Below are 23072 nucleotides of genomic sequence, written 5' to 3'. Positions count from 1 at the left end.
ACGGTTGAAGTCGTTGTTCTCATCGCTTGCGGAACGCCTCCACGATGTGATCGTGCAGCGGTTTGACCAGATGGCCCTTCGGATCCCCGGTTCAGGCCGGACGTCCACTTTGGGCCAGTGGAATTCAGGCTTCACTCGTCCAGAAGGTCGAAGAACTCTTCCACCTTGCCAAACGGCCCGACGCGACGCTCGCTGGTGTGGACGACGCGGTCGCCGTCGCGCTGGAACGATCGCGCCCTCGACTTTCGTAGCCGTCCCGGCAGGAACGTCGCGGCTACCGCCTCCTGACCGACATCAAGTCTTACGATGCCGCGTCGCCTGCAGTCGATCCTGAGTCTTGCGGCAGCAAAGAAATCGCGCGCTGCCGGCGGCAGTTTGCCGAAGCGTCGCTGAGTCTCCTCCTCCAGGTCATCCACTTCGTCCTCACTTCGACACCTGGCCGCACGAGCGTAGATTTCTAGCCGGACCGGCTCCGATTGCACGAAGCTTGGCGGCAACATATCCGCGACCGGAAGATTGAGGTCGGGCACCCACAGGTCGGCGGCCCTGTCGTGGGCTTTCTCCGAGGCCAGTTTCAGAAGATGGCTGTAGAGCACGGGACCGAAGACCTGCACATGGCCCGACTGCCGCTCGGAAAGCAGATCCCCCGCTCCTCTGAGGTCCAGATCTCGAGCACTGATCGCAAAGCCCGCGCCTGGCCGATTGAACTCCTCCAGAACAGCCAACCGCTTTTCGGATCGCTCTGAGTTTGAATCGGTCAACAGATACGCAAACGCGCGTATGCCACTGCGTCCCACCCTACCCCTGAGTTGATGGAGTTGCGCGAGACCGAACCGCTCGGGCCAGCAGACCACGATCGTGTTCGCACGAGGGATATCGAGACCGCTTTCCACGATGTTGGTCGCCAGCAGAACGTCCGCGCGGCCTTCGACGAAACTCATCATCCGATCCTCAATTTCGTCGGCAGATAACCTGCCGTGGAGACAGACGATGCGAAGATCCGGGGCCATCGCTTGCACGCGTGCCAGCATCGGATCGAGATCCTGGATACGTGGACAAATCAAGAAGCTTTGCCCGTGACGTCTTTGTTCACGCGATAAGGCCGCTACGATGGCAGCGTCCGAAAGCGGAGCAATCTTTGTCACGACGGGAAGGCGATGAACGGGCGGAGACGCAATGACACTGAGATCCCTGAAGCCCGCGAGACCTGCCGCGAGCGTCCTCGGGATCGGCGTGGCGCTCATCCAAAGCGTATGGACACCCTTGGCCAGCTCTGAAAGCCTCGCCTTCTCTGCTGCGCCAAAATGCTGCTCCTCGTCGATGACGACCAGCCCAAGGTCGGCAAACTTCACGTCCTTCGAGGCGAGAGCCTGCGTTCCGACCACAACCTTCAGCCCCCCGCTCTTTAGCCCTTCTCTCGTCTGCCGTGTCTCCGGCGCTGATGTGGCCCGCGACAGGCCTCCCACCTCAATACCTAACGGAGCAAACCGCTTGCGAAACGTCGCGACATGCTGTCTTGCCAAAACAGTTGTCGGCACCGCGATTGCCACCTGTCTCCCCGACAGCACGACTGCGGCCGCCGCTCGCAAGGCCACCTCGGTCTTACCGAATCCGACGTCGCCGCAGATGACCCGGTCCATGGGGTGCCCCGACGCGAGATCATCGAGGACGTCCCGAATGGCTTTCGCCTGGTCGACCGTCGTGAAGTACGGAAAACGAGCGACGAACCTCTCATAAGCCGGGCCTGGTGCTGCGAGTTTCGCTGCCCGCCGCCGGCGACGCTGACTGATATGTCTCGCGAGTTGCTTGCCGGCGATTTGAATTTCCTGTTCCGCCTCGGTGCGCCGAGCCCACCATGTACTCCCGTCGGCTTTGTCCAGCGTCAGCTCGCCGAGCTCCGATGCGTAGGGCCAGATCAGGGTCAGGTCCGCCGGCGGAACGAGAACGGCATCATCTCCTGCAAATACGAGCCGGATCATTTCGTGCGACGATACGCCCTTCATCGCCACCGTCTGCAATCCATCGAGCAAGGCCAACCCTCGCTGCAGATGAACGACCACGGTCCCCGGCTCGGGCACATCTGCGCGGTCGAAGGCGGCATTCCAGGCCCTGGCCATGGGCTGCGGATGATGGGCCCTGCTCCCGAGCACATCGGAAGCCGTCACGACAACCAAGGGCTTCCGGCCAGCCTCGACAAATCCGACATCGAAGTCGGCCAGAATCGCGGATTCGCGATTGCGTCCGGCCGTCGCCTCGCTCCAGTTGGAAAAGCGCTCAGCCTTGACCCCACTCATCCGCTCCATGGCGCGCAGATCCTCCTCCTGCGCCGCCACGAACATGAGGCGCGAACCGGCGCGTCGTGTCTCGTCGACGAATGCTCGCAGAGCCTTTCTAGGTGAGGCGATCTTCGAGAAGTCCGGTGTGGGGATGAAAGCTGCCTTGCGGGACAGCACCTGCATGCGTTTGGTCGCCTGCTTCCATTCGCGCCTGCCAAGGTATTCGCGCTCCTTGTCCGTGCGACTGGCCGCCTCCTCGATCGTGCTCAACCAGCTCTCGGCGTGCGCCGGAATCATCGCATCGGCGATCCACTTGGCCCGGCCGCAATAGTCAATCAGAGTCGCACGCTTTCCGCGTTTGCTCCCGAGCGCAAGGCGCTCCGACATCGGATCAATGATGAGCTCCTTCGCTTCGAAAACAACCTCGTGCTGTGTCGGGTCGAAAGACGAAATCCGCCGTATCACCTGGCCAGCGTGCTCCACGCGGAATGGACCGAGTGCGCCGGCGGGAAATATCTCGAAAGTCTTCCCGTGGAACAGTGCGCTGCCAGGATACTCCGCCTCATCATCGAGATCGTATCCGAGGACCTCAAGCCGCGACTGGAGGTCCTGTTCGGAGAATGTAGCGCCCACCGTCAGATGGAGACTTGAACGAGACCAAGTCGCCGGCGGCGGCAGACGTTCCATCACCGCCTCCGCCGTGGACACGAGCAGGATTGGCTTCTCCGGCGTGGCAAGGCGCCGCAAGACCGAGCTCCGTCTGCCGGCGATTTCGTGTGACGGCTCCAACTGATCGAACGGCAGCGTGTTCAGCCGCGGGAAAACAAACGCCTCGCACGAGGGCTCGAGATCATGAATGACGGCGCCTAGCCGCTCGGCCCTGTTCTCGTTCTCGGCGAGAAAGACAATACCGTGGCGGCCAGACTTTCTCCATTGCGCGAGCAGATGGAGAGCCATCATGCCGAGCGGGGACGCAGAAGAAATCGCAGTCCGCGCAGAGGTCTTTCGTTTCTTTGCGCGACTCACCGCGCGCACTTTGCTTGAACGCCCCACTTTGATCCTGTTGTTGGTTCGCAATCCGCTTCGGCCGATGGCGAGGAGTTTCAATAAGGTCGGCCCGAATGTTGGCAGCGCTGCCTCGGGCCGCTTGCACACTTGACGTTGGTCGCGGGCGCACATTTACGATGTCATCGATCGCTCGATCGCCGGCGTCAGCGGCAGGTTCTGAGAGCTCCGATGACGGGCCCCGAACGCACACGCGCCCTCTGCCGAGCCCGAAGTTCCTCTCCGATCGCTTCGCCGCTACGAGCCAAAACCGGCATGGCGATTCTTTGAGCACTCGTTCAGGAGGCCAGCAAGCCTGAGACCTTCCAGAATGCCTTCGAACCGCTGCTCCCGAATCATCGCTGCAAGCATTGAAACGGCATCCGTTTGATGAACGGTGAAGTCAACATCCGGCGATTGCCGGGACAAGACATCGATGAGCGTCGGCACATCAACCTCATGATGGCGCAAAACCGAGACGGCTTCCTCCGCGAGATAGTCAGCGATATCTCCGTTAGCGGGCGGATCAAACTCGAACTCGGCCTCCGCGCGCTCCTTGATCGATCGTCTTATCCGCTCACTTTGCTGCTTTGCCGCCATCGAGAACAGGAACACCGCGTCCGCGAGCTTTTCCCGCGGCATGCTTCTCAACTCAGCAATCCGGGCCTGGATGTCCCTGCCGGAACTCTTATTGCTCTCGTGCCCTTGCTGTACCTGCCGTGCACCATGTGCGCGAGATCTGCTCTTCCACCTTCGAAACATCACCATGCTCTCCGACGGACGATATATCGCGGCAAATTGGTTAGATGAAAGCGCAAATTTTGCCAGAGCTCGGCCAGAAGCCACCCACTTTCCGGGTCGGAGGTTCACTCCTACGCTAATGCAGATGCTTCAAAACGCGTCTATTTCGCGATCCGCCTTGGTTTGCGCATCGTAGATCTTGATTTGCAGCATCGGAAAGCGCCGCTTCAAATCCTTAGCCCCGCCCTCAACGCCGTCCCTCGTTGCGAATTCAGTCTTCACACGACCATCCACAAGGATGGCATAACGGTTGTAGGGAGATCTCGGGTTGATTTCCACATATTCGACCCCGTTATGGAAATTGGAGCTTCGCCTGTCTTAGGCCCCTTAGTGCTTAGGGTGAGTCTCGCAGGCTAGACAAGACCCAAACGACCGTGACTACCCGACGACGTCGTCTAACGGCTGCGACGACGCCCCGTGGGCTGCTTCCCGAACAAAACGCTCACCGACAGATGTCAGACGTGTTCCGTTTCGCGTCCGCTCGAGGAGAGGAAACCCAATCCGGCGCTCCAAGACGTCAACGAGCGCCGACGTCCTCTCCGCCATCACCCTGGGCGACGCGCGCTACTTCTCCGAACGACGCCGAACGGCCCGACTGGTTCCAGCCCCAGTTTCCACCGACATCGTTGCATTCGGTGGCATCGTTACTTTCTCTCGAGTCGATGGACGCGTGCAGAAATTTCGCATTGTTGGGAAGACGAGCCAGACCCTAAGGCGGGCTCGGTTTCTTTCGCATCGCCGGTTGCAAAGTCAGTACTCGGTAAAGCCGTGGGAGATGTCGTGGGATCTGGCAATCAGCAGCTCGAGATCGTCGCGATCGCGTGAGGCCGCCCTGATGGTTTGCAGGCGCTCACGAATTACGAAAACAGACGTTACTAATGAAATCGGCTGCTGGCCGACTTGAGCTTGCATGCGGTACGCGACCGTGTTGCTCCGAGCGGCTGCGTAACGACTCTGGCTCTCTTTCTTGCAGAATCTTCTCATCAATGGTTGCTACGGTCTTTACATGACCGCTCATTTCCCGAATTGAACCCTCGGCAACTAACCGGCGCAAATTCGCCGCCTGCCGAACGAGATTACTCCCTCCCGAAACATTGACACCCCGCTGACACCGCAGCGCGTTCAGTTCAGTTTGCTCATGCTGGTTGTTGCAAGATTTTCTTTGATCTCTCGGTGCACACATCGTGCACACGGCGCCCAGCGCCGCCATGGTTGCGGCGACGACGTTCGGATCCTCGCTCTCCTTGGCCGCCCCCTGATGAAAGAGATTGCTGTCGGCTCCCCAGGCTTCCAGCGCGGCTTTCATCGACGGCGCCGCTACCGCCGGGTCGAAGAAACCGAGCGACGTCTGAAATGTCTTGAGCTTCCTGACCATGAGGCGTGCAGGCTCGCGCAGCTCCTAGCGCCGCCGAGCGACCCAGACCCCAAGCAGGAAGGCAGCGAAGAGCGACTGCAACGGAGCCTTCACGGTGATCTCGCGCAGCCGATCGGCCCAGCGCATCGCGGCATCCTGTGAAGGCGACTGAGGCGGTCGCCGACGCGTTTCCGAAGTCTGCTCCGCGCCGTCCTCGTTGATCAGTCCGGAAGCTTCCGTCATTGCCGAGGCTTCTTGCATGTCCATAAGGCTCTCCTCCTCTGGCGTCAGGCCGACTTTCGATGTTGCCTGCCTGTCGGCTTCTTCGCGGCCGTCTCCTTCGCCTGCTTCTTGCCTTGGATCGGCATCAGCATCTCTTTTTGGCCGGCCGCCGCCTTACGCGGCTTCTTGGCGGGTTTGGCAGCCTTCGCCGGCTCCGCTTCTTTGCCGACGCTCCGCCGCAGCGCCTCCATCAGATCGACAACGTTCTCTCCGCGCGGCCGCTCATTCGGCGTGATCCGCTTGCCGGCGCGCTTCTGGTTGATGAGGTTGATCAACGCCGTCTCGTACTGGTCCTCGAACTTGTCCGGCTCGAACCGACCGGACTTTTGGTTCACGATGTGCTTGGCGAGATCGAGCATGTCCTTCGTGACTTTGACATCCTGGATCTCGTCAAAATACTCATCCTCCGAGCGGACTTCGTACGGATAGCGCAGCAGCGTCCCGACCAGGCCCTTGTCCAGCGGCTCGAGCGCGATGATGTGCTCGCGGTTCGTCAGCACCACCCGCCCGATCGCGACCTTGTTCATTTCCCGGATGATCTCGCGGATCACCGCAAAGGCGTCATGGCCGACTTTGCCATCCGGCCGGAGATAGTAAGGGCGGATCAAGTAGCGCGGGTCGATTTCTTCACGATCGACGAACTCGTCGATGTCGATGGTCCGGGTGGATTCGAGCGCCACCGCCTCGAGCTCTTCCTTCGACATCTCGATGAAGGTTTCCTTGTCGAGCATGTAACCCTTGACGATGTCCTCGTTGGCAACCTCCTCGCCGGTGTCGGCGTCGACTTTCAGGTACCTGATGCGGTGCCCGGTCTTTCGATTGAGCTGATTGAACGAGATCTTCTCGCTCTCCGATGTGGCTGGGTACAGCGCGACCGGACAGGTTACGAGGGATAGACGCAGGAAGCCTTTCCAGTTGGCGCGCGGGGCCATGTTACGCGGAACTCCGGTTTTCCAAGGCGGTTGGATTCAAGACGATCGAGCAAGGCTTGTTCCGACACTCTCCACCGTGGTCCTTCAATTTATTCATGAACCCCGCTTCATCGCGACCAAGCGCGCTCCATCTTCCGTGAACGAAAAGGAAAGGTGTGCCATGCTGCCACAACACCGGCTTTCGGATATGGAATTTATGGTCTTACCGCATATCACCATAACCACCCGAGCAAGTTCGTAATGTGCAACCTCTCCAGCATCACCACCAATCAGGAAGCGATCCGCGCGCTTTTTCGCGTGATCAACCGCTACGTCGGCAACCTGCCGCCGATGCCCGGCGTGTTTCCCGATTATCTGGCCCCCGTGGTGCGCAACGCCGGCGACGGCCGCGAGCTTGTGCTGATGCGCTGGGGCATGCCGCTGCCACCGCAAAAACCCGGAGGACCAGTAACGAACATCCGCAATACCCTTCGAAATACTGGCGCGCCTGGCTTAATCCGCAAAACCGTTGCCTGGTCCCCTTCAACAGCTTCGCCGAATACGCACCAGAGCCGAACCCAGCCACGAAGAAAAAGGACGTGGTCTGGTTCGCGCTCGGTGATGACCGGCCGCTCACGGCCTTTGCCGGGATCTGGACCGAGTTCAAGGGCGACCGCGGCACCAAGTCGAAGCCGATCCCGGGCCTCACCTGGTCTATGGCTTCCTGACCACCGAGGCGAACACTGTCGTCGCGCCGATCCATCCCAAAGCGATGCCGGTGATCCTGACGACAGATGAGGAGCGCGATGTCTGGCTGCGCGCCCCTTGGGATGAGGCCAAGGCCCTGCAACGACCGCTGCCGGATGCCACGCTCAAGATCGTCATGCGCGGCCCCGACAAGGAAGATAGGCTCGCCGCATAAAAGTTTGCTTATGCCCACCCCAGAGAGGAACGGAACGCCGTGGGTCCGATTACATCTCCATGACGGAACGAATCTTGTACGAAAGCAGCAACGGGGACACCTGGTTCCTGGCGCGCGATCCGACTTCCAAGATGCCCGTCGTAAGGCATCAGCCGAATCTAAGCTCTGGAGGACAGGTGTCCGACACGGCCATAGGTAAATTTCTTCGAGACGGAGCTAATGGGCCAGAACACCGAGCGCTCCTCGAGTTGATCGGCACGCTGATCGATGACTGATCGCACGCGGCCGCCCGTCGTCCATCGACGACGGAAGATCAGGCCCACTTATCTTCTTCGCGGCGGGCTTCGTCCTCATTGAGGCGCTCGGCCACGTCATCAGCGACAGGTGAATCTTCCGTCGTCGCGATCGGCGTGCCGTCCTGCTTCTTGATCGTTTCGCCTTCGGCATGCACTGGAAAATCATCGGGCTTTAGTGGCTTCCTTGACGTCGACATCGCGTCTCCCTCCTGTGTGCCGACACAATAGCACGCGCTCTAAGAAACGGGGGCCAGAACTCTCGAGTAGCTAGATGCGTCCACTTCGGGACACGTGCTCACTCGTTTTCATCCTCGCTAAGTTCCCGCTCTGCCTGTAACCAGAACTCTAGATCCCGTCCCGTAGGCCGCCCGTGCTGTTCCCAGAGTTCGTGGGCACGAGCCCCTGATTGCTTGCTTGGACCGCCGCGCCGCTAGGCGCCGTTGCAGGCTCTCCCTCAGATCCTCGACGAACGCCTTGAGCCGCTGATAGGTCGTTTGGTCGGTTATCCCGGAAGCCAGCCGCTTCGCCTGTTCGAGTTGGCGCTCTAACTCTTGGGGCTCGGTGCTCTGGCTCATGGTCACCTCCGCCAGAAATAAATCGGCGGGGGCAAAATTGTTCATCTTCGGCTTGTTCGTCCGGGAAGCCGGGCCACGAGGCGCGCCCCGCACCAAAGCTCGATGCCATGGCCCTCGACCAGCCGCCGAGCCCTTTCGATCGCTTCTTCGTCATCAGCGCAGACCATCGGTTCTAAGCTGATGATATGGCCGTCCAGCGCGACGGTATAGGCTCGGTATTCCGGCATGGGCTATTGCGGCGCCCGCAGGCCGGGCGAACTAAGCCACTCATCGATGTGGGAGGCTGTCTCACTTTGCCGCGCCCTTCGCAGTAGGTTTTCGCGCTCTTTGCCGGGTGGCAGTTTGTTGGCTTGCTGGCGGGCCAGCTTAGCGTGCTCGATCAAGCGATCACGGAGGGACAAAACTTGTTTGAAACGGCGTCTCTTCATGACGCGCTCCATCCTTAATGCAGGCGGGAGCACAACACTCTCAGTCACCGCTAAATAGCCTTGGGATGGTACGGCGATGAAGCCAGCCTACGCCCAATCAGTGCTGGCTTCGGTCTAAAAGTGCACACAGCCTCGGTATGCAGTTTCTGAAGCAGAAGGATCTATGAGGTCGGCCAAGCGTCGAATCCCCGCCTCTGGCATTAAAGCCCGAGCCAGGCGCCCCTCCGGCAACCTCCGGCCGGTTGCGCGAAAGGGGGAGAAAGTGACCTACATCCACGAACGGAAGGTGCCCACCGCGGCCTAGACGAAGCAAAGCTCTTTGGCGTGTCAGCAATCCGGCATTCCCGCCGGACGTGCCGACGCATTTCCAGTGGAGCCGGTTGAGCCAGAAGCGCCAGAACCGGTGGGGCCGGGCATGGTTGAGCCCACAGTCGTTTCAGGTGCCTTTTCCGACGATGATGTACCAGCGGAAGTCGGGTTCTTTTCGCGAATGATGTTGCTGCTGACATCCCAGCATTGCTTGGGCGTGACGCCCTGATCGCGGTTTGCAGTAACGCCCGTTCCTTGTGCGTTTGCGAAGCTGGTGACTGCCAAAAGGATGGCGCCACAAACCGAAGCGAAATAGATCGTTTTCATGGTTCTTTCCTTCTCATCTGACTGCGGGCGCTCAGTGAACCGGTGGATGCCTGAGAGCGGGGCCGATCGCCTGACTGCCGTCGGCAGCCAACTCGTCCCCGAATGAGGGTCGCTGTGCGAGCCTCTGCCATTCTTCGGAAAGCCGCAGCAGTTGCTGCTTGTCTATCGAAGAGACCGTCGTCGCGGCTTGTCGACCGGCAGTGCGCGGCTCGCGTGCGGCAAATATCTCCGTGCTCAACCATGACCGGTACACTGGTCTGCGCTCGCTCCCGGGCGCCGATTGCCCCGCATCAACTTCAATTCACCCGACCGGTTTAACGTTCCTAGCCCAGCCGTCTAGGAACGGTCTGCGGAAGGTCGCGTTTGCGGACGGAAAGTCGTGATTTGTGGTCGATGCCCCGTTTCTTCTTTCACATCAACGGAAAGTTCCCGTTTCGGGATGAAGTCGGAACGGAGCTTCGAGACGATCGCGCTGCTTGGAAGGAAGCTATGTTGTTGACCCGGGACATCGAAACATCGCTCCAGCCGGGGGAGAGTTGGAGCCTCGACGTCGAAGCTGGCGACCGCGTGCTGTACCGGATCAGCATCACTAGCGAAGAAGGATGAACAGCGCGCCCGCTACGGAGCCACGATAAACGAACACATTAGCTAGCCCGTTGACGACACCGAGTGCTGTCCGAGTTAGGACACCTGCCCCAAAAAATCAGGACCTCGCAGGGCGCGATTGGCCGCTCTTAGCAAACAGCGTTTGTTGGGACGCCGGGAAATAGCGGGAGAGGACCTCGCTCCGTCTCCACGAAGGGGTCGCTTCCGTTCTTTAAACTGGAGCCCTCCGAAACGGCCCCTCGGCCCCGTACTAAAGCCGTCTCGTTGTGGCACCTGAAAATAAGGGCATTTGGCCGACGGCGAACAGAATGTAAATCGGTCGCGGGCGCAGACTTTAAGCTCGCAATCGAGCGCCGCTGGCTGGGGCTGCACGAGAGCGGCACCTACGTGAAGATCACGCTGGAAGGCGCCGAGCTACACGGTTAGCTCTCAACTCCATTACCAGGACCCGAAATGATGGGCAGCCTGCACAGAGGAACATCAAGCGTCCTGCTGCGATTGATCCCTATAACCTGACACAGGAAGATCCAAATGGCAGTAGAGTCTCGCGAGACAGTCAATCTGATCGGAAGCGACAAGGTCGAAGGCACGGCGGTTTACGGCGCCGAGAATAAAAAGATCGGAACTATCGAACGCGTGATGATCGACAAAGTTAGCGGCAACGTCTCTTACGCTGTCCTGAGCTTTGGTGGCTTCCTTGGCATCGGCGATGATCACTACCCGCTGCCATGGCAATCGTTGAAATACGACACGAACCTAGGCGGCTACGTTACTGGGATCACCGAAGACCAGCTTCGCGGGGCTCCAAAGTATCGTGATGAGAATGCGTGGAACTGGAGTGATCCGGCCGCCGGACGCATGGTGAACGAATATTATGGCGTTCCTGTCGTTTGAGAGGCGGGACCGGCCGACCTATGCGAGTTGGCCGGTCACCTCTCCGGCTCCTCGCGTTTGTTCTCGCCGTCCTCATCTTTTCGGACGACATCTTGGTCCTTGTCGTTCGTCCTGGGGCGCGGAGGCGACTTGGGCCTGCCCGCCTGGCCACCGTGTTTGCCTCCTCGGTCTTGGATCCCCTCCAAGTCATTTTCCTTGGGCAAGAGTCCATCTCCTCCTGGCGGCGCTAACGCGCGAGCCGCCGCTCTACTTTCCGTCGGCCGTTGCCGACCTTCTTCACCGCTTTCTTGACTGCGGACGACGATCGGCCCGTCTTCTTCGACTCGTAGCTAACCTCATGCCGCTGGCCGCCGGCGACTCGCGCGCGGTCCTGCTTGCGACCGCGTGATGTCTCCTTCTTCGCTTTCTTTGCCATAGGTTCCTCTATCGACCTTCCCGCAACGCAGCTCGACTCAAGAAAGTTCGGCTATCCCGGATTATCGTGTTGAATCGCAGTCAAGGGTATCGAGCTGGTATGTGTAGATTCTATGGCTGCTTCTTCCGCCAAGAGGAAGCGTCCAAAGCCGTCCCCGTCGGAGATGAAGAAGCAGTTCAGTCGATTCCGAGCAACGCAGCCAAGCGCTCGCGCACTTCGGTGAGCACGACGTCAGGTGCTCGTCCGGCATGCTGGATCGGTCGTTTCTCCCACGAGATGCTGCGGGGCTGGTCAGCCAGCACGACGCCGCGGAAGCTGGCGCCGTCGGGCAGCTTGGCCTCGAAAGGATAGTCGCGTACGCGGCTGGTGATTGGGCAGATCACGCAAAGGCCGGCTGCAGCATTGTAGTTGTGCGGTGATAATACGATTGCTGGCCGTCGACCACTTTGTTCGTGGCCGGCCGTGGGGTCAAGATCGATCCAGATGAAATCGCCGGCCTCCGGACAGTAGTTACCAGACTTCGTTGCCAACGGATTGCCCCCAATCAACCTCTTCATGACGGTTGTCCGGCGTTATGCCGGCAACCAGCTTGTCGAGTGTGTAGCGACGCTTGCGCCGGGCCGACCGCGCGATCTCAATCACAAGTCTACCGTCGCTTACGGTCATTTCGGCGGCCTTGCCGTCGCTGGCGCCGATTTCATCAGCGAATGCTTTTGGCACGCGCAGCGCCAGGCTGTTGCCCCACTTCTGAAAGGCCACCTTCATGTTCGGACTCCGGCATTGATGATACAATGTAGATACAGGCCAGGAGTAGGTCAAGCGGTGTGTGCGCCCGGACGAGGGAACAAGGCCGGAAAACGATAGTGGCCCCCAACACGATAATCCGAAACTCGATTGATTTCGACGAGCCCATTTCAACACGATAATCCGGAAAGCCGAAAGTTCCGCTTGCTTGCCATGGGCCGGAACGAATCGGTTCGGCCGGATTCGAGTCTCCGGCGACCTTGAGATGAAGGTGATATGTGTGCTGTTGCGTTGCGTTCGGACGGGTACGGTGTTGCCCGCGTTAGCGGGGTAAGGAAGGCGCCCAAGTTCGGCTTCGCGAAGCCGCGCGATCCGACCTTACGCGAACGGCCACCCGACGGGGCGGGGTTGGGTTTACGAAATCAAGGCGGACGGCTACCGCGGGCAACTGCATCTCGACGGTCGCGAGATCAGCGTGTAATCCCGGACACGCTACAATTGGACGGAGCAATTCTCCTGCATCGCGGCGGCGGCGCGAAAGCTGAAGGCGAAGACCGCGGTCATCGATGGAGAGGCTGTCGTCTACGGCAGTCAAGGCCTTCCCGATTTCCAAGAACTGTGTCGGGAGCTTGGGCCGCAGAAGAGCAATCGGATTCGCTTTCATGCGTTCGATCTTCTGTATCTCGACGGGTACGACCTGCGGAACGCCACCTATTCCGATTGATCGGGCCATCGGGCACCCAAGCGGCGATGATGCCGCGTGTGGTGAGACTTCTTTGGAAGATCAATGTCTATTTCGACAAATGTTCCTTTCAAGCTGCATTGAATCGGCAATTGCTTTTTGCTGTCGGAACGACGGGTCTCGGCAGCGAACGTGGCAAGTCGACGCTCAAAAGCGAACAGAAAGCGGTCGGGGTTCAAGTTGGGGAACGCTACGCCCTTCCCCACCGCTGACCGAGATGCGTTAAACTCGAAGGCGAGCCTTTTCGGGTCGCCTGCGCTGATATCGCAAACACGGCGAGCTTGCGGAGGCTTTTTGCAGCGGCCGTCCCCCAGTTCTCGAGCCGAAGGCTGAGTCCAGGTCAAGCAGGTGGCGAAGCCGCCGCCGTTGATTCGTCACGGCTAGCCGCAGACCAGAACGCGCCTGTGACGCCTGTACACGTAATGGCAGTCGCTGTCGGAGTAAGTCCCCTCTTGCGGAGGGGGCGACCATTCTATAATCGAGACAAACGACGACCGCGCGACCGCTCTCATCGAGCGTCGTGCACACATCGATGCGCAAACATGCGACCAGCTTGTTCGACCGTCGTTATCGAGCGACTAGAGAGTGCAGCCAATCGTCCGTCTGCGACCGATAACTGGCCCGTCAGAAATTCGCATTCCGCCCGGTTCAGCTCCAGCGCAAAGACAAGCTCATGCCGGCGTCCCCAGATATCATCCGGCAACAGCGCCGAACCGGCATTGAGATAGGTGAGCGCCGAGGCATAGGCGGTCAACGCCTTGGCGCGCTTTCCCGCGATCAGGTTGAGCTCAGCGAGCTGCTCCCGCTCCTCTCGCTGTACGATCAGCGCGGCCCCGCGGTTAAGCTGGTTGACGATTTCGAAGATCGCCTCCTCCCGGCCCTCTGGGGGAATTTCGAGAATGCTGGGAGATGGATGCTCCACGGCAGGCTGGATCACCAGCACAGCGCGCTGCTTGCAACCGTCACCCAGCCGCCATCCTCGGTAGAACACACGCTCGCCGTCCCGCCAAAGGAATTCCAGACTGCTACCGCCATCAGGGCCCAATCCAAAGTTTCGGGTCAATTGGTCCAATGGGCGGGTCTCCGGAGGTGCCGCTGGGCGCAGCGCTTAAGCGTCATCCGAGTTGTCTTCGTGCGTCCTTAGCGCACGCTCCACGCATTCGAGCAGCCGCGGCTCATCGAATGGCTTGCTCAAGAAGTCGACGGCTCCGGCCCCCATCACGCGTTCTCGAATCCGATCCTCCGGGAACGCCGTGATGAAGATCATCGGCGTGGTATAGCCGTTGGCAATCAAGTACTCCTGCAGCTCGATACCGTTCATGCCGGGCATCTCCACGTCGGCAATCAGGCACGACGTTTCGCGCAATCGAGGCGACGACAGGAATTCCTGCGCCGAGGCAAACGCATGTACAAAGAATCCCAGTGATCTCAACAACCTTGCGGTCGCGGTACGCACCGAAGCATCATCGTCAACGACCGAGATTATCGGGCCATCAGCCACGCGACCTACCTTTGTTCGAGGGGAAGGCGACTGAGGTCGCACCCCCGATAAATGGTGCCGCCTGAACACATGATACGGCTGATTTGCGTGATGAGAACTATACTCAGGTATCGAAGGGCCGTATCTCAGTGCTGTAGCGTCGGCGGCTTCACGCCAAGGGCTTCAGCCATCCTGACTAGATCGGCTACTGTCCTCGCTTCCATCTTCTTCATGAGATGGCTGCGATGCACTTTCACGGTGATTTCGCTGAGATTGATCTGAGCTGCGATCTGCTTGCTCATCAATCCGCGCGCGACCAGAGCCATGATTTCGCGTTCGCGAGCGGTAAGGGATTCGAAGTGCGCCCTCATGTCAGCGATCGCATGTTCATGTTCGCGCCGCTTCTTGTCGCGCTCGATCGCGGCCGCGACAGCATCCAGGAGGTCCTGGTCACGAAACGGCTTGGTGAGAAAATCAACGGCACCGGCCTTCATCGCCCGCACCGACATCGGGATATCGCCATGCCCCGTAATAAACACGATTGGAATTCGAACGTCCGCTTGCTCCAATGCTGCTTGGAAGTCGAGACCACTCAATCCGGGCAGCCGGATGTCAAGCACCAGGCAGCCTGGAACTTCCGGGCGCTCGCTCTGCAAGAACTCGCGCGCCGATGCGAATACTTCGACCCGCAATTGTACCGAGTAAAAAAGCCTCGCAAGAGCTTCGCGCATCGACGCGTCGTCGTCCACTACGAAGACCATCGGCTGGTCCGCGCTTCCAACCGGCTTTGCCGATGAAGTGTGCTGCCCTACCATGCCGCCTCACACTGTTGATCGGCTGATCCCTTGAAGTAATTGAAGGAGACGGGCGCCGATATGCGAGTCGACGGGATCAACGCCTGCGACGCCCAGCAAGAGCAGGCGCAAGGTAAATTCGGGGCCGCCCGGATCCTCCCTGAAGGCCACGGCGCTCCGCACCACAGGCGCGCTACCGATCGATCGGACCGGGCGACCTGACCGTTGGTAGTCCTACCATACTGGACGATATCCGATCTATTCACGACCACCCGCTGTGATATGCAACCGGTTCCGAATTGGAGGTAAGTCACAGACACCTCGAGGGAAGCGGCCAAAATCTGACCGCAACGTTCTAACGAAATCCCCCCGCACAGGCAAACCCTCGGTTCTCTTCTGCCTCACAATGGGCGTTGCACCATCGGAGGCGCCGGGCTCTTCCCGCGCCCTCAAACGAGAGTTATGCTTGCATAATATGGCGCAGCGGAGTGACTCCTGTCGAGAGGTGTTGGTTCGAGCGAAGGGTTGATGGCAATGACGCGCAGTCCAGCCCGCGAGGCAGTGCTGCTCTTGCTCGGCCTTAGCGCCCTGGCATTGCTGACGGCACTGTGCTTTTGGCTGGAATTCCGTCTCGTCTCAGCGTCTTTCGCCTGTCTAATTCTGATCGTTCTGCTGTCCCTTGCCGGCGGCTTCATTTCCCTGATTGCGTTGTCCTTCATCGCCGTTGTGTGCCTGAATTTTTTCTTTGCCCCTCCAATTTTCCATTTCCGTGTCGACTATCCAGAGGACATCATCGCGCTAGCCGCGTTCTTGATCACCTCGTTGGTGATCACCGGCTTGGTGGCACGGATGCGCGCCGGACGGGATGAGCTGGCCCACGTACTCAACGGGCTTCCGGCCTTGGTCTGGAACATGTCGTCGGACGGCTCGGTTACTTTCGCCAATCGGAGGTTCCACGACTACACCGGCTTCCCGACGGAGGAACTAGACTTCTTGGGCTGGATGAAGGCACTGCATCCAGCAGATCGCGAAGTCGAGGAGTGGCGCGCTATGCTTGCGAACGGAACGCCGTTTGCGAGGGAAGCACGCATTCGAAACGTTACCGGCGAATATCGTTGGTTCATAGTTCGCATGGTGCCGCTGCCAAATGAGCAGGGAAAGATCACGAAGTGGTGCGCAACCGCAGCCGACATCGAGGAACGAAAGCAAGCACTGGAGGCATTGCGCGAGAGCGAGGAGCGATGGCGAGCGGTGTTCGAGCACAACCCCACCATGTATTTCATGCTGGATGCCGCCGGTACCGTGTTGTCCGTGAATCCTCATGGCGCCGGCCAGTTGGGCTACTCGGTGGGCGAACTGGTAGGCCGTTCCGTGCTGGACGTCTTTTATGAAGCCGATCGGCCAGCTGTTCAGCGCAATACTGCGCTTTGTCTTGAACGGATTGGCCAGTCGACAAGCTGGGAAGCGCGAAAGCGGCGCAAGGACGGAACGACGCTATGGGTTCGCGAGACCGCTAGAGGAATGTTGATCAAGCAGCAGCCGGTACTCCTGGTCGTCTGCGAAGACATTACGGACCGCAAGCGTGCCGAATATCTGACTGAACATGTCTTCGAGACAATTCCAGATATCGCATCCATCATCGGTCGAGACTACCGCTATCACCGCGTCAATCCGGCACACGAGAGGTTTTGGGGCACGCCATCTGAGAAGATCATCGGGATGCATCCGGCGGATATCGTCGGAAGAGAGACGTTTGAGCGGTTGATCAAGCCAAATCTGGATCGCTGCTTCGCCGGCGAGGAGATCAGCTTCAGCGAATGGTTCGACGGTCCAAGTGGCCGCCGATACTGGGCTGTGACCCATTCACCGCTGCAGCTGGAACCGGAACAGGTAGACAGCGCGCTGGTGCTGGCGCGTGACCTCACGGATCAAATGCTGGCCTCCGAAAGGCTACACGATGCCCAAGCCGAACTAGCGCACGCAAATCGCGTCGCGACCGTTGGTCAACTAACCGCCTCCATTGCGCATGAGGTCAATCAGCCCGTCGGGGCGCTGGTCACGAACGCCCATGCCGCCTTGCGCCTGCTCAGCGCAACGCCCCCTGATCTGGAGCTGTCCTCCCAGGCACTCAATGATATTATCAAGGATGGGCGGCGGGTCAGCGAAGTGATCAACCGGATCCGGGCATTGGTCAAAAAAGCGCCAACGCAGATTGACGAGTTGAATATTAACGAGGTGATGACGGAGACAATTGCCCTGACGCGCGGCGAGATCATGAAGAATAGGATATCTTTGGAGACAGACCTCGCAGATGATTTGCCATTAGTTCGCGGAGATCGCGTTCAGCTGCAGCAAGTCATTATTAACTTGGTGATGAATGCTATCGAAGCAATGAGCGACGTCGACGAAGAGACGCGAATCTTGCAGATCGGCTCCAGAGAGCGAGACGGCGCCATCTTGCTCACAGTCCGCGACTCAGGTCCGGCGTTCTGCCCAGAGACTCTGGCCCGGTTCTTTGAGGCATTCTATTCCACCAAAGCCAGCGGCATGGGCATCGGACTGTCGATCTGCCGTTCAATTATAGAGACGCACGGCGGACGCATTTGGGCCACCGCAAATGCGGGCCGGGGCGCCACGCTTCACGTCGTCCTGCCCACGTCGAAAGAGGCTGCGCCTTGAGGTGGACCTGCGGCCCTGTGATCAGAGCGCCTTCGCTCACGTTTGCAGGACTTACCCTAGGCTCCGGCGGTACTGCGAGGGGGTGTTTCCTGTCATTTGCCGAAACGCTGCCGAAAATGAGCTCGTCTCGCTGAATCCCAGCGCGAGCCCAATGTCGGTCACTGACCGTCCCGGATCTCCAAGCAGCGCCTTGGCGCGTTCGATCCGCCGATTGATGTGGTACCGGTGTGGCGGCATGCCGAATGATTGCTTGAATGCGCGGCAGAAATAGTACGAGCTCAGACGAGCGAGCCCCGCCAGCGCGGCGAGCGAGATAGGCTCGGCCAGGTGTTCCTCGATATAGCGGGTGACGGCGCGCTGTTGCCAGACAGCCAGCCCGCCCCTCGCCAATGGTTCGCGGCGCGGATGATGGCCGTGGCTTTGCATCAACTCATGCGCGACAATCACCGCAAGCGCTTCACAATAGCGCTCGTTTTCGCAGCCCCGATCGATTGCTGCTGTGAGCTTGGCGGCGGCATCCCACAGCCCGCGATGTTCGAAGAACAGACGGGGCGCAAGTTGAGCAGCCGGTAAATCCGCATCGATGGCGTAGATCGGCAGCCTCGCGGGATCTAAATAGAAGCAGGTCATACGACTGGGGACGCGAGGCTGCTGCCAGTCTTGATATTCGTGACCGGCGGGTACGAACGTGAGCTTGCGCTTGAGCGTTCGCAGCTTCGAAGGCGGCAGATTCCGAACGACCGTCTCGCCGTGGTCACGAACGCCCTCCTCGTGGACAAGCAGCAGATGGCACGGTGCACGGAATCGGAACTCGACCCTGTCATGTGCGACGCACCGGACGATCTCGACGGCGATCCCATCCCAGGCGATCGTCTGACGACTGACGGCATGAGCAGGAAATATCTCGAGGGCGTGGTGACCAGCATTGTGCGTTCCGCGATCACATAGCTGCTCGCAGCCGCCGCCGCGCGGCAGACGCTTGTTCTCGAAGCGGGAGTCATCGACGCGCAGCAGTCTGGTCTCTTCCCAATGCGGGTGGTCGTGCGAACCGCAGGGTTCGGAGAAGTTAGCGAGCCGTGCAGCATTGATATCGAACGAGTGGGTCAGCATCGTTGCTCCCCTTTGTGGCCCCTGCTCCACAGCAAGTAGGTCATCCGACCGCGACCGCTCAATCGTAGCGAGGTTCATGCGACTAAGTCGCTCGTTTCCGCCACACATACTCGGCAGTGGCTGCGCTCATACCTCGGTTGCCTGCGCTATACCTCGGTATGCGGCAAGGGAGACTGGGACCTCAGCGAGGAACGAATGGGCCTCCAGAACAGTGATGAATTCTGGTGAGCCGCGCTGGATGACATTCGCAGCAAATAGCATCCAGTGCGATCATGCCGCCCGAAGCAGGTGATCTGCCGCAAGCCGGCACGGATGACGGTTGCCGGTGCAAATGCGCGTCATCCTCGACGCTCGCATCCAGGCACGTCGAACTGAAAAATCGCGCCGCGAGGCGTATTCGCTGTCACCCAAATACGCCCCCCATGAGCCTCGATGATCGAGCGGCAGATCGCAAGTCCCATGCCGATACCGTCGGTTTTCGTCGTGTAGAAGGCTTCAAATACGCGTTCGATCGATTCCGCGTCCACGCCCGGGCCCTCATCACTTACTGCAACTCTCACTTGGCCCGATTGCCCCGCTTTGGTGGTGATCAACAACTCGCGCGACGCATTGCTTTCCACACTCATCGCCTCGACCGCATTGACGATCAGATTAAGCAGCACTTGTTGGAAGTCGGTCCTCTCTCCGTCAATGGGACACAACCCTTTCGCTAGATCGGTCTTGAGTAAAATGCCGTTCCTGACGATTTCGCTCCTTGTCAGCGCAATGACTTCGAGAATCACTTCGTTGATGTCCAAATGATCCTTCCGCGAGGGCATCTTCCTGACGAGCGCGCGGATCCTGGCAATGATATCACCGGCGCGTATGCCGTCTTTCACGATTTCCTCGAGCGTGTGCCGCACTTCGTTCAGATCCGCCGGCTGCGTGCGCAGGAATCGCAATGCAGCGCGACCGTTGGCGACCACGGCGGTGATCGGCTGATTGACCTCATGGGCGATCGAAGCCGCGAGCTGTCCCATGGTCGTAATGCGATTGGCGTGGCCGAGCATCTTTTGCGCGTTCAGACGCGCCTCTTCCGCCAGCTTGCGTTCGGTCACATCAATGGTGCAACCCACGATCTCAACGAGGTCTCCCGATGGGCCCAACACAGGATGTGCTGTGCCATGAACGTATTTGACCGTGCCGTCCGGATGAACCGTGCGGAAGTCTACCTCGTAGTCCACACCGTTGCGGACCATCCTGCCCATCACGTCGATCGCCCTTTCCCGGTCGTCGGGATGGATACGCTGCACCCACTCGTTCGGATCGGGGACACTCGCGGCGGAATCAAAGCCAAACAGACGGTGGTATTCCTGTGATGAATGGATGATACGCCGGCTGGCGACGTCATACGCCCAACTACCGGTATGACTCATCCTCTGCGCGTCCGCCAGGAAAGCCTCGCTCCGGCGCAGGGCTTGTTCGGCGCGCTTGCGATCCTCGATGTTAGTTGCTGTTCCGTACCATCGGACGATATGTCCGGCATCATCGTGCAACGGCGCAGCGTGAACAAGGAACCAGCAATATTGGCCATCGGTCGCCCTTCGCAGGCGCGCTTCACTCTCGAACGCTTGCCCGGTCGCCAGCGATGCACGCCACTTTTCGGCATGTTCGCCAATGTCTTCGGGATGAAAGACTGCCTGCCAACCCCAGCCGGCTGCCTGCTGTGCAGGCATACCTGTGTATTCCAGCCACCGTTGATTGACGAAAACATTGGATCCATCGGGCAGCGCCCCCCAAGCAACGGTGGGAATTGCGTCGATGATGAGCCGAAGCCGGCTCTCGCTGCTCCGCAGTTCTTGCTCCACAGCCCTGCACCTCGCGCCTCGGCAGCGTCCGTGTCAGCTAATCATGCCCTTCTTAACTCCGCCAGCACCTTGTCTGGCGTAAACGGCACCGAACGCAGCCGCACTCCCGTTGCCTCGAAAACGGCACCGGCGATCGCCGAGGGCACGACAGCGCAGGCCGGCTCCCCGCCGCCCCAAGGGACCTCTTCAGGTCGATCAATCAACTCGATCACGACATCGGGGAGTTCCGGAAAGGTCAGGATTGGATAGCTCGCCCAATCGAGGCTCGTGACCATCGACCGATCGAATGTTACCTGCTCCTTCAAGGTGCGGCTCACCGTCTGAACGATGCAACCTTCGATCTGATTTCGCAGCCCGTCAGGGTTGATGATTTGTCCGCAATCATGCGCGACATAGAAGCGCTTGACCGCAAGTTGACCGGTTTTGCGATTGATCTCCACCTCGGCAACCACGCCGACATAGGTGCGGACCAGTTCGTATTTAACATAGGCAAGTCCGTGCCCAGTCACGATGTCCGCATTACGAGCGCCTTTCGGGCGCTCGCGCCATTTGCTCAATTTAGCGAGCCGTTCGAGAAGCTCCTTGCCGCGCGCGTCGGTGAGATGCCTCAGACGAATGTCGAGCGGATCTGTGTCTGTTGCGGCGGCGATCTCGTCGAGAAAGGACTCGTTCGCAAACGTGTTCTGCAAGCGTCCGGGTGAGCGAATCCACGCCGGCCGAAGCGGCGTCGATGCCAATCGGTGCGCGGTCGTCGTCACGTTCGGAAACACGTAAGGGACCGCTAGATCATTGAGCACCCCGCCAGGGCTGAGCTTGCCGAGACTGTTCAGTCCCGCGAGTTCGGAGCCGACGAGTGTCACAAGGCCGGCCGTTCCATCCGGCACGTAGAGCTCGGATTCCCAAGCCGCCACGTTTCCAAGCTTGTCGATACCGGCCCGCATGTCGAGCAGCGTAGGCGGCCCCTTCGGATCCCAGCCGTGCTCATCCGCACGCATCCATTGCACGCGCACCGGCTTGCCTATCGCGCGCGACAACAGAGCAGCGTCGGCCGCAGCATCCTCGTGTCCATTGCGGCCATAGCAGCCCGCCCCTTCGACATAAATGCAGCGCACGTCAGCCTCGGAGATCGCGAGCGTGGCCGCGAGCTGCTTGCGCAGATCGTGCGTTGCTTGCGATGCGGTCCAGCAGGTCAGTTCGCCGTCCGCGACTTTTGCCACAGCGCAGGAGGGACCGATCGAGCCGTGGGTATGAATTGCGAACTCGTAGGTTGCGGAGAGCTTGTGCACCGTGTCATCGAGCGCAGTGCGAGAGTCGCCAGTCCGGCTGGTGACATCGTCACGCACGACCGGGGTGCTGCGCACGTGCCGCCATATTCTGCTTTGCTCCGGCAACCCCTCCCACTTGGACCAAGTCACCGCCAATTGCTGGGCGGCCTTGATTGCTCCCCACTCCGTTTTGGCAACGACGCCGAGAAAGTTGTTGATGCGGACCACCTTCACGAGGCCAGGAATGTCAGCCACCGACGCTTCGTCATAGGAGACGAGCGTGGCGCCGAAGCCCGACGGGCGTATCACCCGGCCGTGCAACATGTCCGGTAGTTTGAAGTCCTGCATGAAGGTGAAGCGGCCGGTCACCTTGTCAGGAATGTCCAGCCGAGGCACAGCCTTACCGACAATCGTGTAAGCATGGGGGGACTTTTCCTGCACGTCTTTGGCGATCTCGAGTGCCAATGTTGTGCCGTCGACGACCTCGCCGATCGGCAGCCGCCTGCCATCCCTGCCCGTTATGACGCCCTCGTGAAGCGACAGCGTGGAAATTTCTTGCTGCAGACGCGTGGCCGCCCGGCGAAGGATCGCCCGGCGCGCAGTCGCGGCGGCCCGGCGCAACTGCATCCCGCCATTCTGAATCGAGAGACTTCCCGACGTCACTCCCTGGTCAGGGGTCAACGCGGTGTCGCCCTCGACAAGCGAGACCTGGCTCATCGGGACGTCAAGCTCCTCGGCGACGATCTGGGTCAACGCCGTCCGCACCCCGGTGCCAAGATCGACCTTGCCGGAATAGACAGTGATGCGGCCGTCCCGCGTGATCGCCAGAAAGCCATCGACCCGATCCGGCGAGACGGTTTTCGGTCCAGAAACCTGCCTGGCTGCGCTCGAAGACAAAGGCAGACCAAAGCTGACAACGAGTGCGCCGGCTGCCAGCAGCAACGCGCGTCTATCGATATGATTCATTGGCT

General features: G+C 59.8%; 22 protein-coding genes and 3 pseudogenes. 7 read left to right on the top strand and 18 right to left on the bottom strand.

The window, feature by feature from the left end:
- Positions 1-131: 131 nt before the first annotated feature.
- From AC5ZG5_RS31135 to AC5ZG5_RS31125, 3 genes are all read right to left on the bottom strand, one after another.
- Positions 132-3236 carry a DEAD/DEAH box helicase gene (locus AC5ZG5_RS31135; RefSeq protein ID WP_456646064.1) on the bottom strand — a complete coding sequence of 1035 codons (3105 nt, stop codon included), beginning with the start codon at positions 3234-3236 and terminating at the stop codon, positions 132-134.
- A gap of 342 nt (positions 3237-3578) precedes the next feature.
- Complete coding sequence (locus AC5ZG5_RS31130) at positions 3579-3962, bottom strand: hypothetical protein (RefSeq protein WP_456646022.1); 384 nt, start codon at positions 3960-3962, stop codon at positions 3579-3581.
- Between the two features lie 249 nt (positions 3963-4211).
- Complete coding sequence (locus AC5ZG5_RS31125) at positions 4212-4400, bottom strand: hypothetical protein (RefSeq protein WP_456646023.1); 189 nt, start codon at positions 4398-4400, stop codon at positions 4212-4214.
- Positions 4401-4625: 225 nt separating this feature from the next.
- Between AC5ZG5_RS31125 and AC5ZG5_RS31120 the strand changes: the two are divergent.
- Positions 4626-4946 (top strand): annotated as a pseudogene (locus AC5ZG5_RS31120) (GreA/GreB family elongation factor); the annotation flags it as partial.
- A gap of 25 nt (positions 4947-4971) precedes the next feature.
- On the opposite strand, the gene AC5ZG5_RS31115 reads toward AC5ZG5_RS31120, so the two are convergent.
- The 3 genes from AC5ZG5_RS31115 to ku are packed head-to-tail and all read right to left on the bottom strand — an operon-like array spanning position 4972 to position 6689.
- Positions 4972-5496 (bottom strand): hypothetical protein, encoded by a 525-nt coding sequence (locus tag AC5ZG5_RS31115; protein ID WP_456646024.1) that lies wholly within the window; start codon positions 5494-5496, stop codon positions 4972-4974.
- Positions 5497-5520: 24 nt separating this feature from the next.
- Positions 5521-5742 carry a hypothetical protein gene (locus AC5ZG5_RS31110; protein WP_456646025.1) on the bottom strand — a complete coding sequence of 74 codons (222 nt, stop codon included), beginning with the start codon at positions 5740-5742 and terminating at the stop codon, positions 5521-5523.
- 20 nt (positions 5743-5762) lie between these two features.
- The gene (gene ku, locus AC5ZG5_RS31105) at positions 5763-6689 is read right to left on the bottom strand and encodes a non-homologous end joining protein Ku (protein WP_456646026.1); all 927 of its coding nucleotides are present in this window, start codon (positions 6687-6689) and stop codon (positions 5763-5765) included.
- Between the two features lie 240 nt (positions 6690-6929).
- On the opposite strand from ku, the pseudogene AC5ZG5_RS31100 reads away from it, so the two are divergent.
- A pseudogene (locus tag AC5ZG5_RS31100) lies at positions 6930-7590 on the top strand (SOS response-associated peptidase).
- Positions 7591-7903: 313 nt separating this feature from the next.
- Here AC5ZG5_RS31100 and AC5ZG5_RS31095 read toward each other — a convergent pair.
- From AC5ZG5_RS31095 to AC5ZG5_RS31085, 3 genes and pseudogenes are all read right to left on the bottom strand, one after another.
- Positions 7904-8083: a hypothetical protein gene (locus tag AC5ZG5_RS31095; RefSeq protein WP_456646027.1), complete on the bottom strand. Its 180-nt coding sequence runs from the start codon at positions 8081-8083 to the stop codon at positions 7904-7906.
- Positions 8084-8181: 98 nt separating this feature from the next.
- A pseudogene (locus tag AC5ZG5_RS31090) lies at positions 8182-8247 on the bottom strand (DUF2934 domain-containing protein); the annotation flags it as partial.
- A gap of 969 nt (positions 8248-9216) precedes the next feature.
- Positions 9217-9525 carry a hypothetical protein gene (locus AC5ZG5_RS31085; RefSeq protein WP_456646028.1) on the bottom strand — a complete coding sequence of 103 codons (309 nt, stop codon included), beginning with the start codon at positions 9523-9525 and terminating at the stop codon, positions 9217-9219.
- 393 nt (positions 9526-9918) lie between these two features.
- On the opposite strand from AC5ZG5_RS31085, the gene AC5ZG5_RS31080 reads away from it, so the two are divergent.
- Positions 9919-10131: a DUF6894 family protein gene (locus tag AC5ZG5_RS31080; RefSeq protein ID WP_456646029.1), complete on the top strand. Its 213-nt coding sequence runs from the start codon at positions 9919-9921 to the stop codon at positions 10129-10131.
- 531 nt (positions 10132-10662) lie between these two features.
- Positions 10663-11025, top strand: a complete 363-nt coding sequence (locus AC5ZG5_RS31075) for a PRC-barrel domain-containing protein (RefSeq protein ID WP_456646030.1) — start codon at positions 10663-10665, stop codon at positions 11023-11025.
- 226 nt (positions 11026-11251) lie between these two features.
- Here AC5ZG5_RS31075 and AC5ZG5_RS31070 read toward each other — a convergent pair whose 3' ends face one another.
- From AC5ZG5_RS31070 to AC5ZG5_RS31060, 3 genes are all read right to left on the bottom strand, one after another.
- Positions 11252-11440, bottom strand: a complete 189-nt coding sequence (locus AC5ZG5_RS31070) for a DUF3606 domain-containing protein (RefSeq protein WP_456646031.1) — start codon at positions 11438-11440, stop codon at positions 11252-11254.
- Between the two features lie 176 nt (positions 11441-11616).
- A complete protein-coding gene (gene mazF, locus AC5ZG5_RS31065) occupies positions 11617-11997 on the bottom strand; it encodes an endoribonuclease MazF (RefSeq protein WP_456671265.1) in 381 nt (126 codons plus the stop codon).
- A complete protein-coding gene (locus AC5ZG5_RS31060) occupies positions 11951-12205 on the bottom strand; it encodes an AbrB/MazE/SpoVT family DNA-binding domain-containing protein (protein ID WP_456646033.1) in 255 nt (84 codons plus the stop codon). The genes mazF and AC5ZG5_RS31060 overlap by 47 nt, the downstream gene beginning before the upstream one ends.
- Positions 12206-12704: 499 nt before the next feature.
- Between AC5ZG5_RS31060 and AC5ZG5_RS31055 the strand changes: the two genes are divergently transcribed.
- Positions 12705-12908 carry a DNA ligase-like domain-containing protein gene (locus tag AC5ZG5_RS31055; protein ID WP_456671266.1) on the top strand — a complete coding sequence of 68 codons (204 nt, stop codon included), beginning with the start codon at positions 12705-12707 and terminating at the stop codon, positions 12906-12908.
- Positions 12905-13138, top strand: a complete 234-nt coding sequence (locus tag AC5ZG5_RS31050) for a hypothetical protein (protein WP_456646034.1) — start codon at positions 12905-12907, stop codon at positions 13136-13138. The genes AC5ZG5_RS31055 and AC5ZG5_RS31050 overlap by 4 nt, the downstream gene beginning before the upstream one ends.
- 296 nt (positions 13139-13434) lie before the next feature.
- On the opposite strand, the gene AC5ZG5_RS31045 is transcribed toward AC5ZG5_RS31050, so the two are convergent.
- The 3 genes from AC5ZG5_RS31045 to AC5ZG5_RS31035 form a co-directional block, all read right to left on the bottom strand.
- Entirely contained in the window at positions 13435-13869 is a 435-nt protein-coding gene (locus AC5ZG5_RS31045; protein ID WP_456646035.1) for a hypothetical protein, read from the bottom strand.
- A 165-nt stretch (positions 13870-14034) separates the two neighbouring features.
- Complete coding sequence (locus AC5ZG5_RS31040) at positions 14035-14427, bottom strand: response regulator transcription factor (protein WP_456646036.1); 393 nt, start codon at positions 14425-14427, stop codon at positions 14035-14037.
- 125 nt (positions 14428-14552) lie between these two features.
- Positions 14553-15221: a response regulator transcription factor gene (locus AC5ZG5_RS31035; protein WP_496165482.1), complete on the bottom strand. Its 669-nt coding sequence runs from the start codon at positions 15219-15221 to the stop codon at positions 14553-14555.
- A 507-nt stretch (positions 15222-15728) separates the two neighbouring features.
- Between AC5ZG5_RS31035 and AC5ZG5_RS31030 the strand changes: the two genes are divergently transcribed.
- On the top strand, positions 15729-17879 hold the full coding sequence (locus AC5ZG5_RS31030; RefSeq protein ID WP_456646038.1) for a PAS domain S-box protein: 2151 nt from the start codon (positions 15729-15731) through the stop codon (positions 17877-17879).
- Positions 17880-17930: 51 nt separating this feature from the next.
- Here the strand turns inward: AC5ZG5_RS31030 and AC5ZG5_RS31025 are convergent, their stop codons facing one another.
- From AC5ZG5_RS31025 to AC5ZG5_RS31015, 3 genes are all read right to left on the bottom strand, one after another.
- Positions 17931-18989, bottom strand: a complete 1059-nt coding sequence (locus tag AC5ZG5_RS31025) for a helix-turn-helix transcriptional regulator (RefSeq protein ID WP_456646039.1) — start codon at positions 18987-18989, stop codon at positions 17931-17933.
- 338 nt (positions 18990-19327) lie between these two features.
- A complete protein-coding gene (locus AC5ZG5_RS31020) occupies positions 19328-20836 on the bottom strand; it encodes a PAS domain-containing sensor histidine kinase (RefSeq protein ID WP_456646040.1) in 1509 nt (502 codons plus the stop codon).
- 41 nt (positions 20837-20877) lie between these two features.
- The gene (locus AC5ZG5_RS31015) at positions 20878-23067 is read right to left on the bottom strand and encodes a xanthine dehydrogenase family protein molybdopterin-binding subunit (RefSeq protein ID WP_456646041.1); all 2190 of its coding nucleotides are present in this window, start codon (positions 23065-23067) and stop codon (positions 20878-20880) included.
- Between the last annotated feature and the right edge of the window lie 5 nt (positions 23068-23072).

It is taken from the genome of Bradyrhizobium sp. Ses1 (assembly GCF_059512365.1).
Note: the sequence above shows the minus strand (reverse complement) of the source record. Positions and strands in the feature narration are given on the sequence as shown.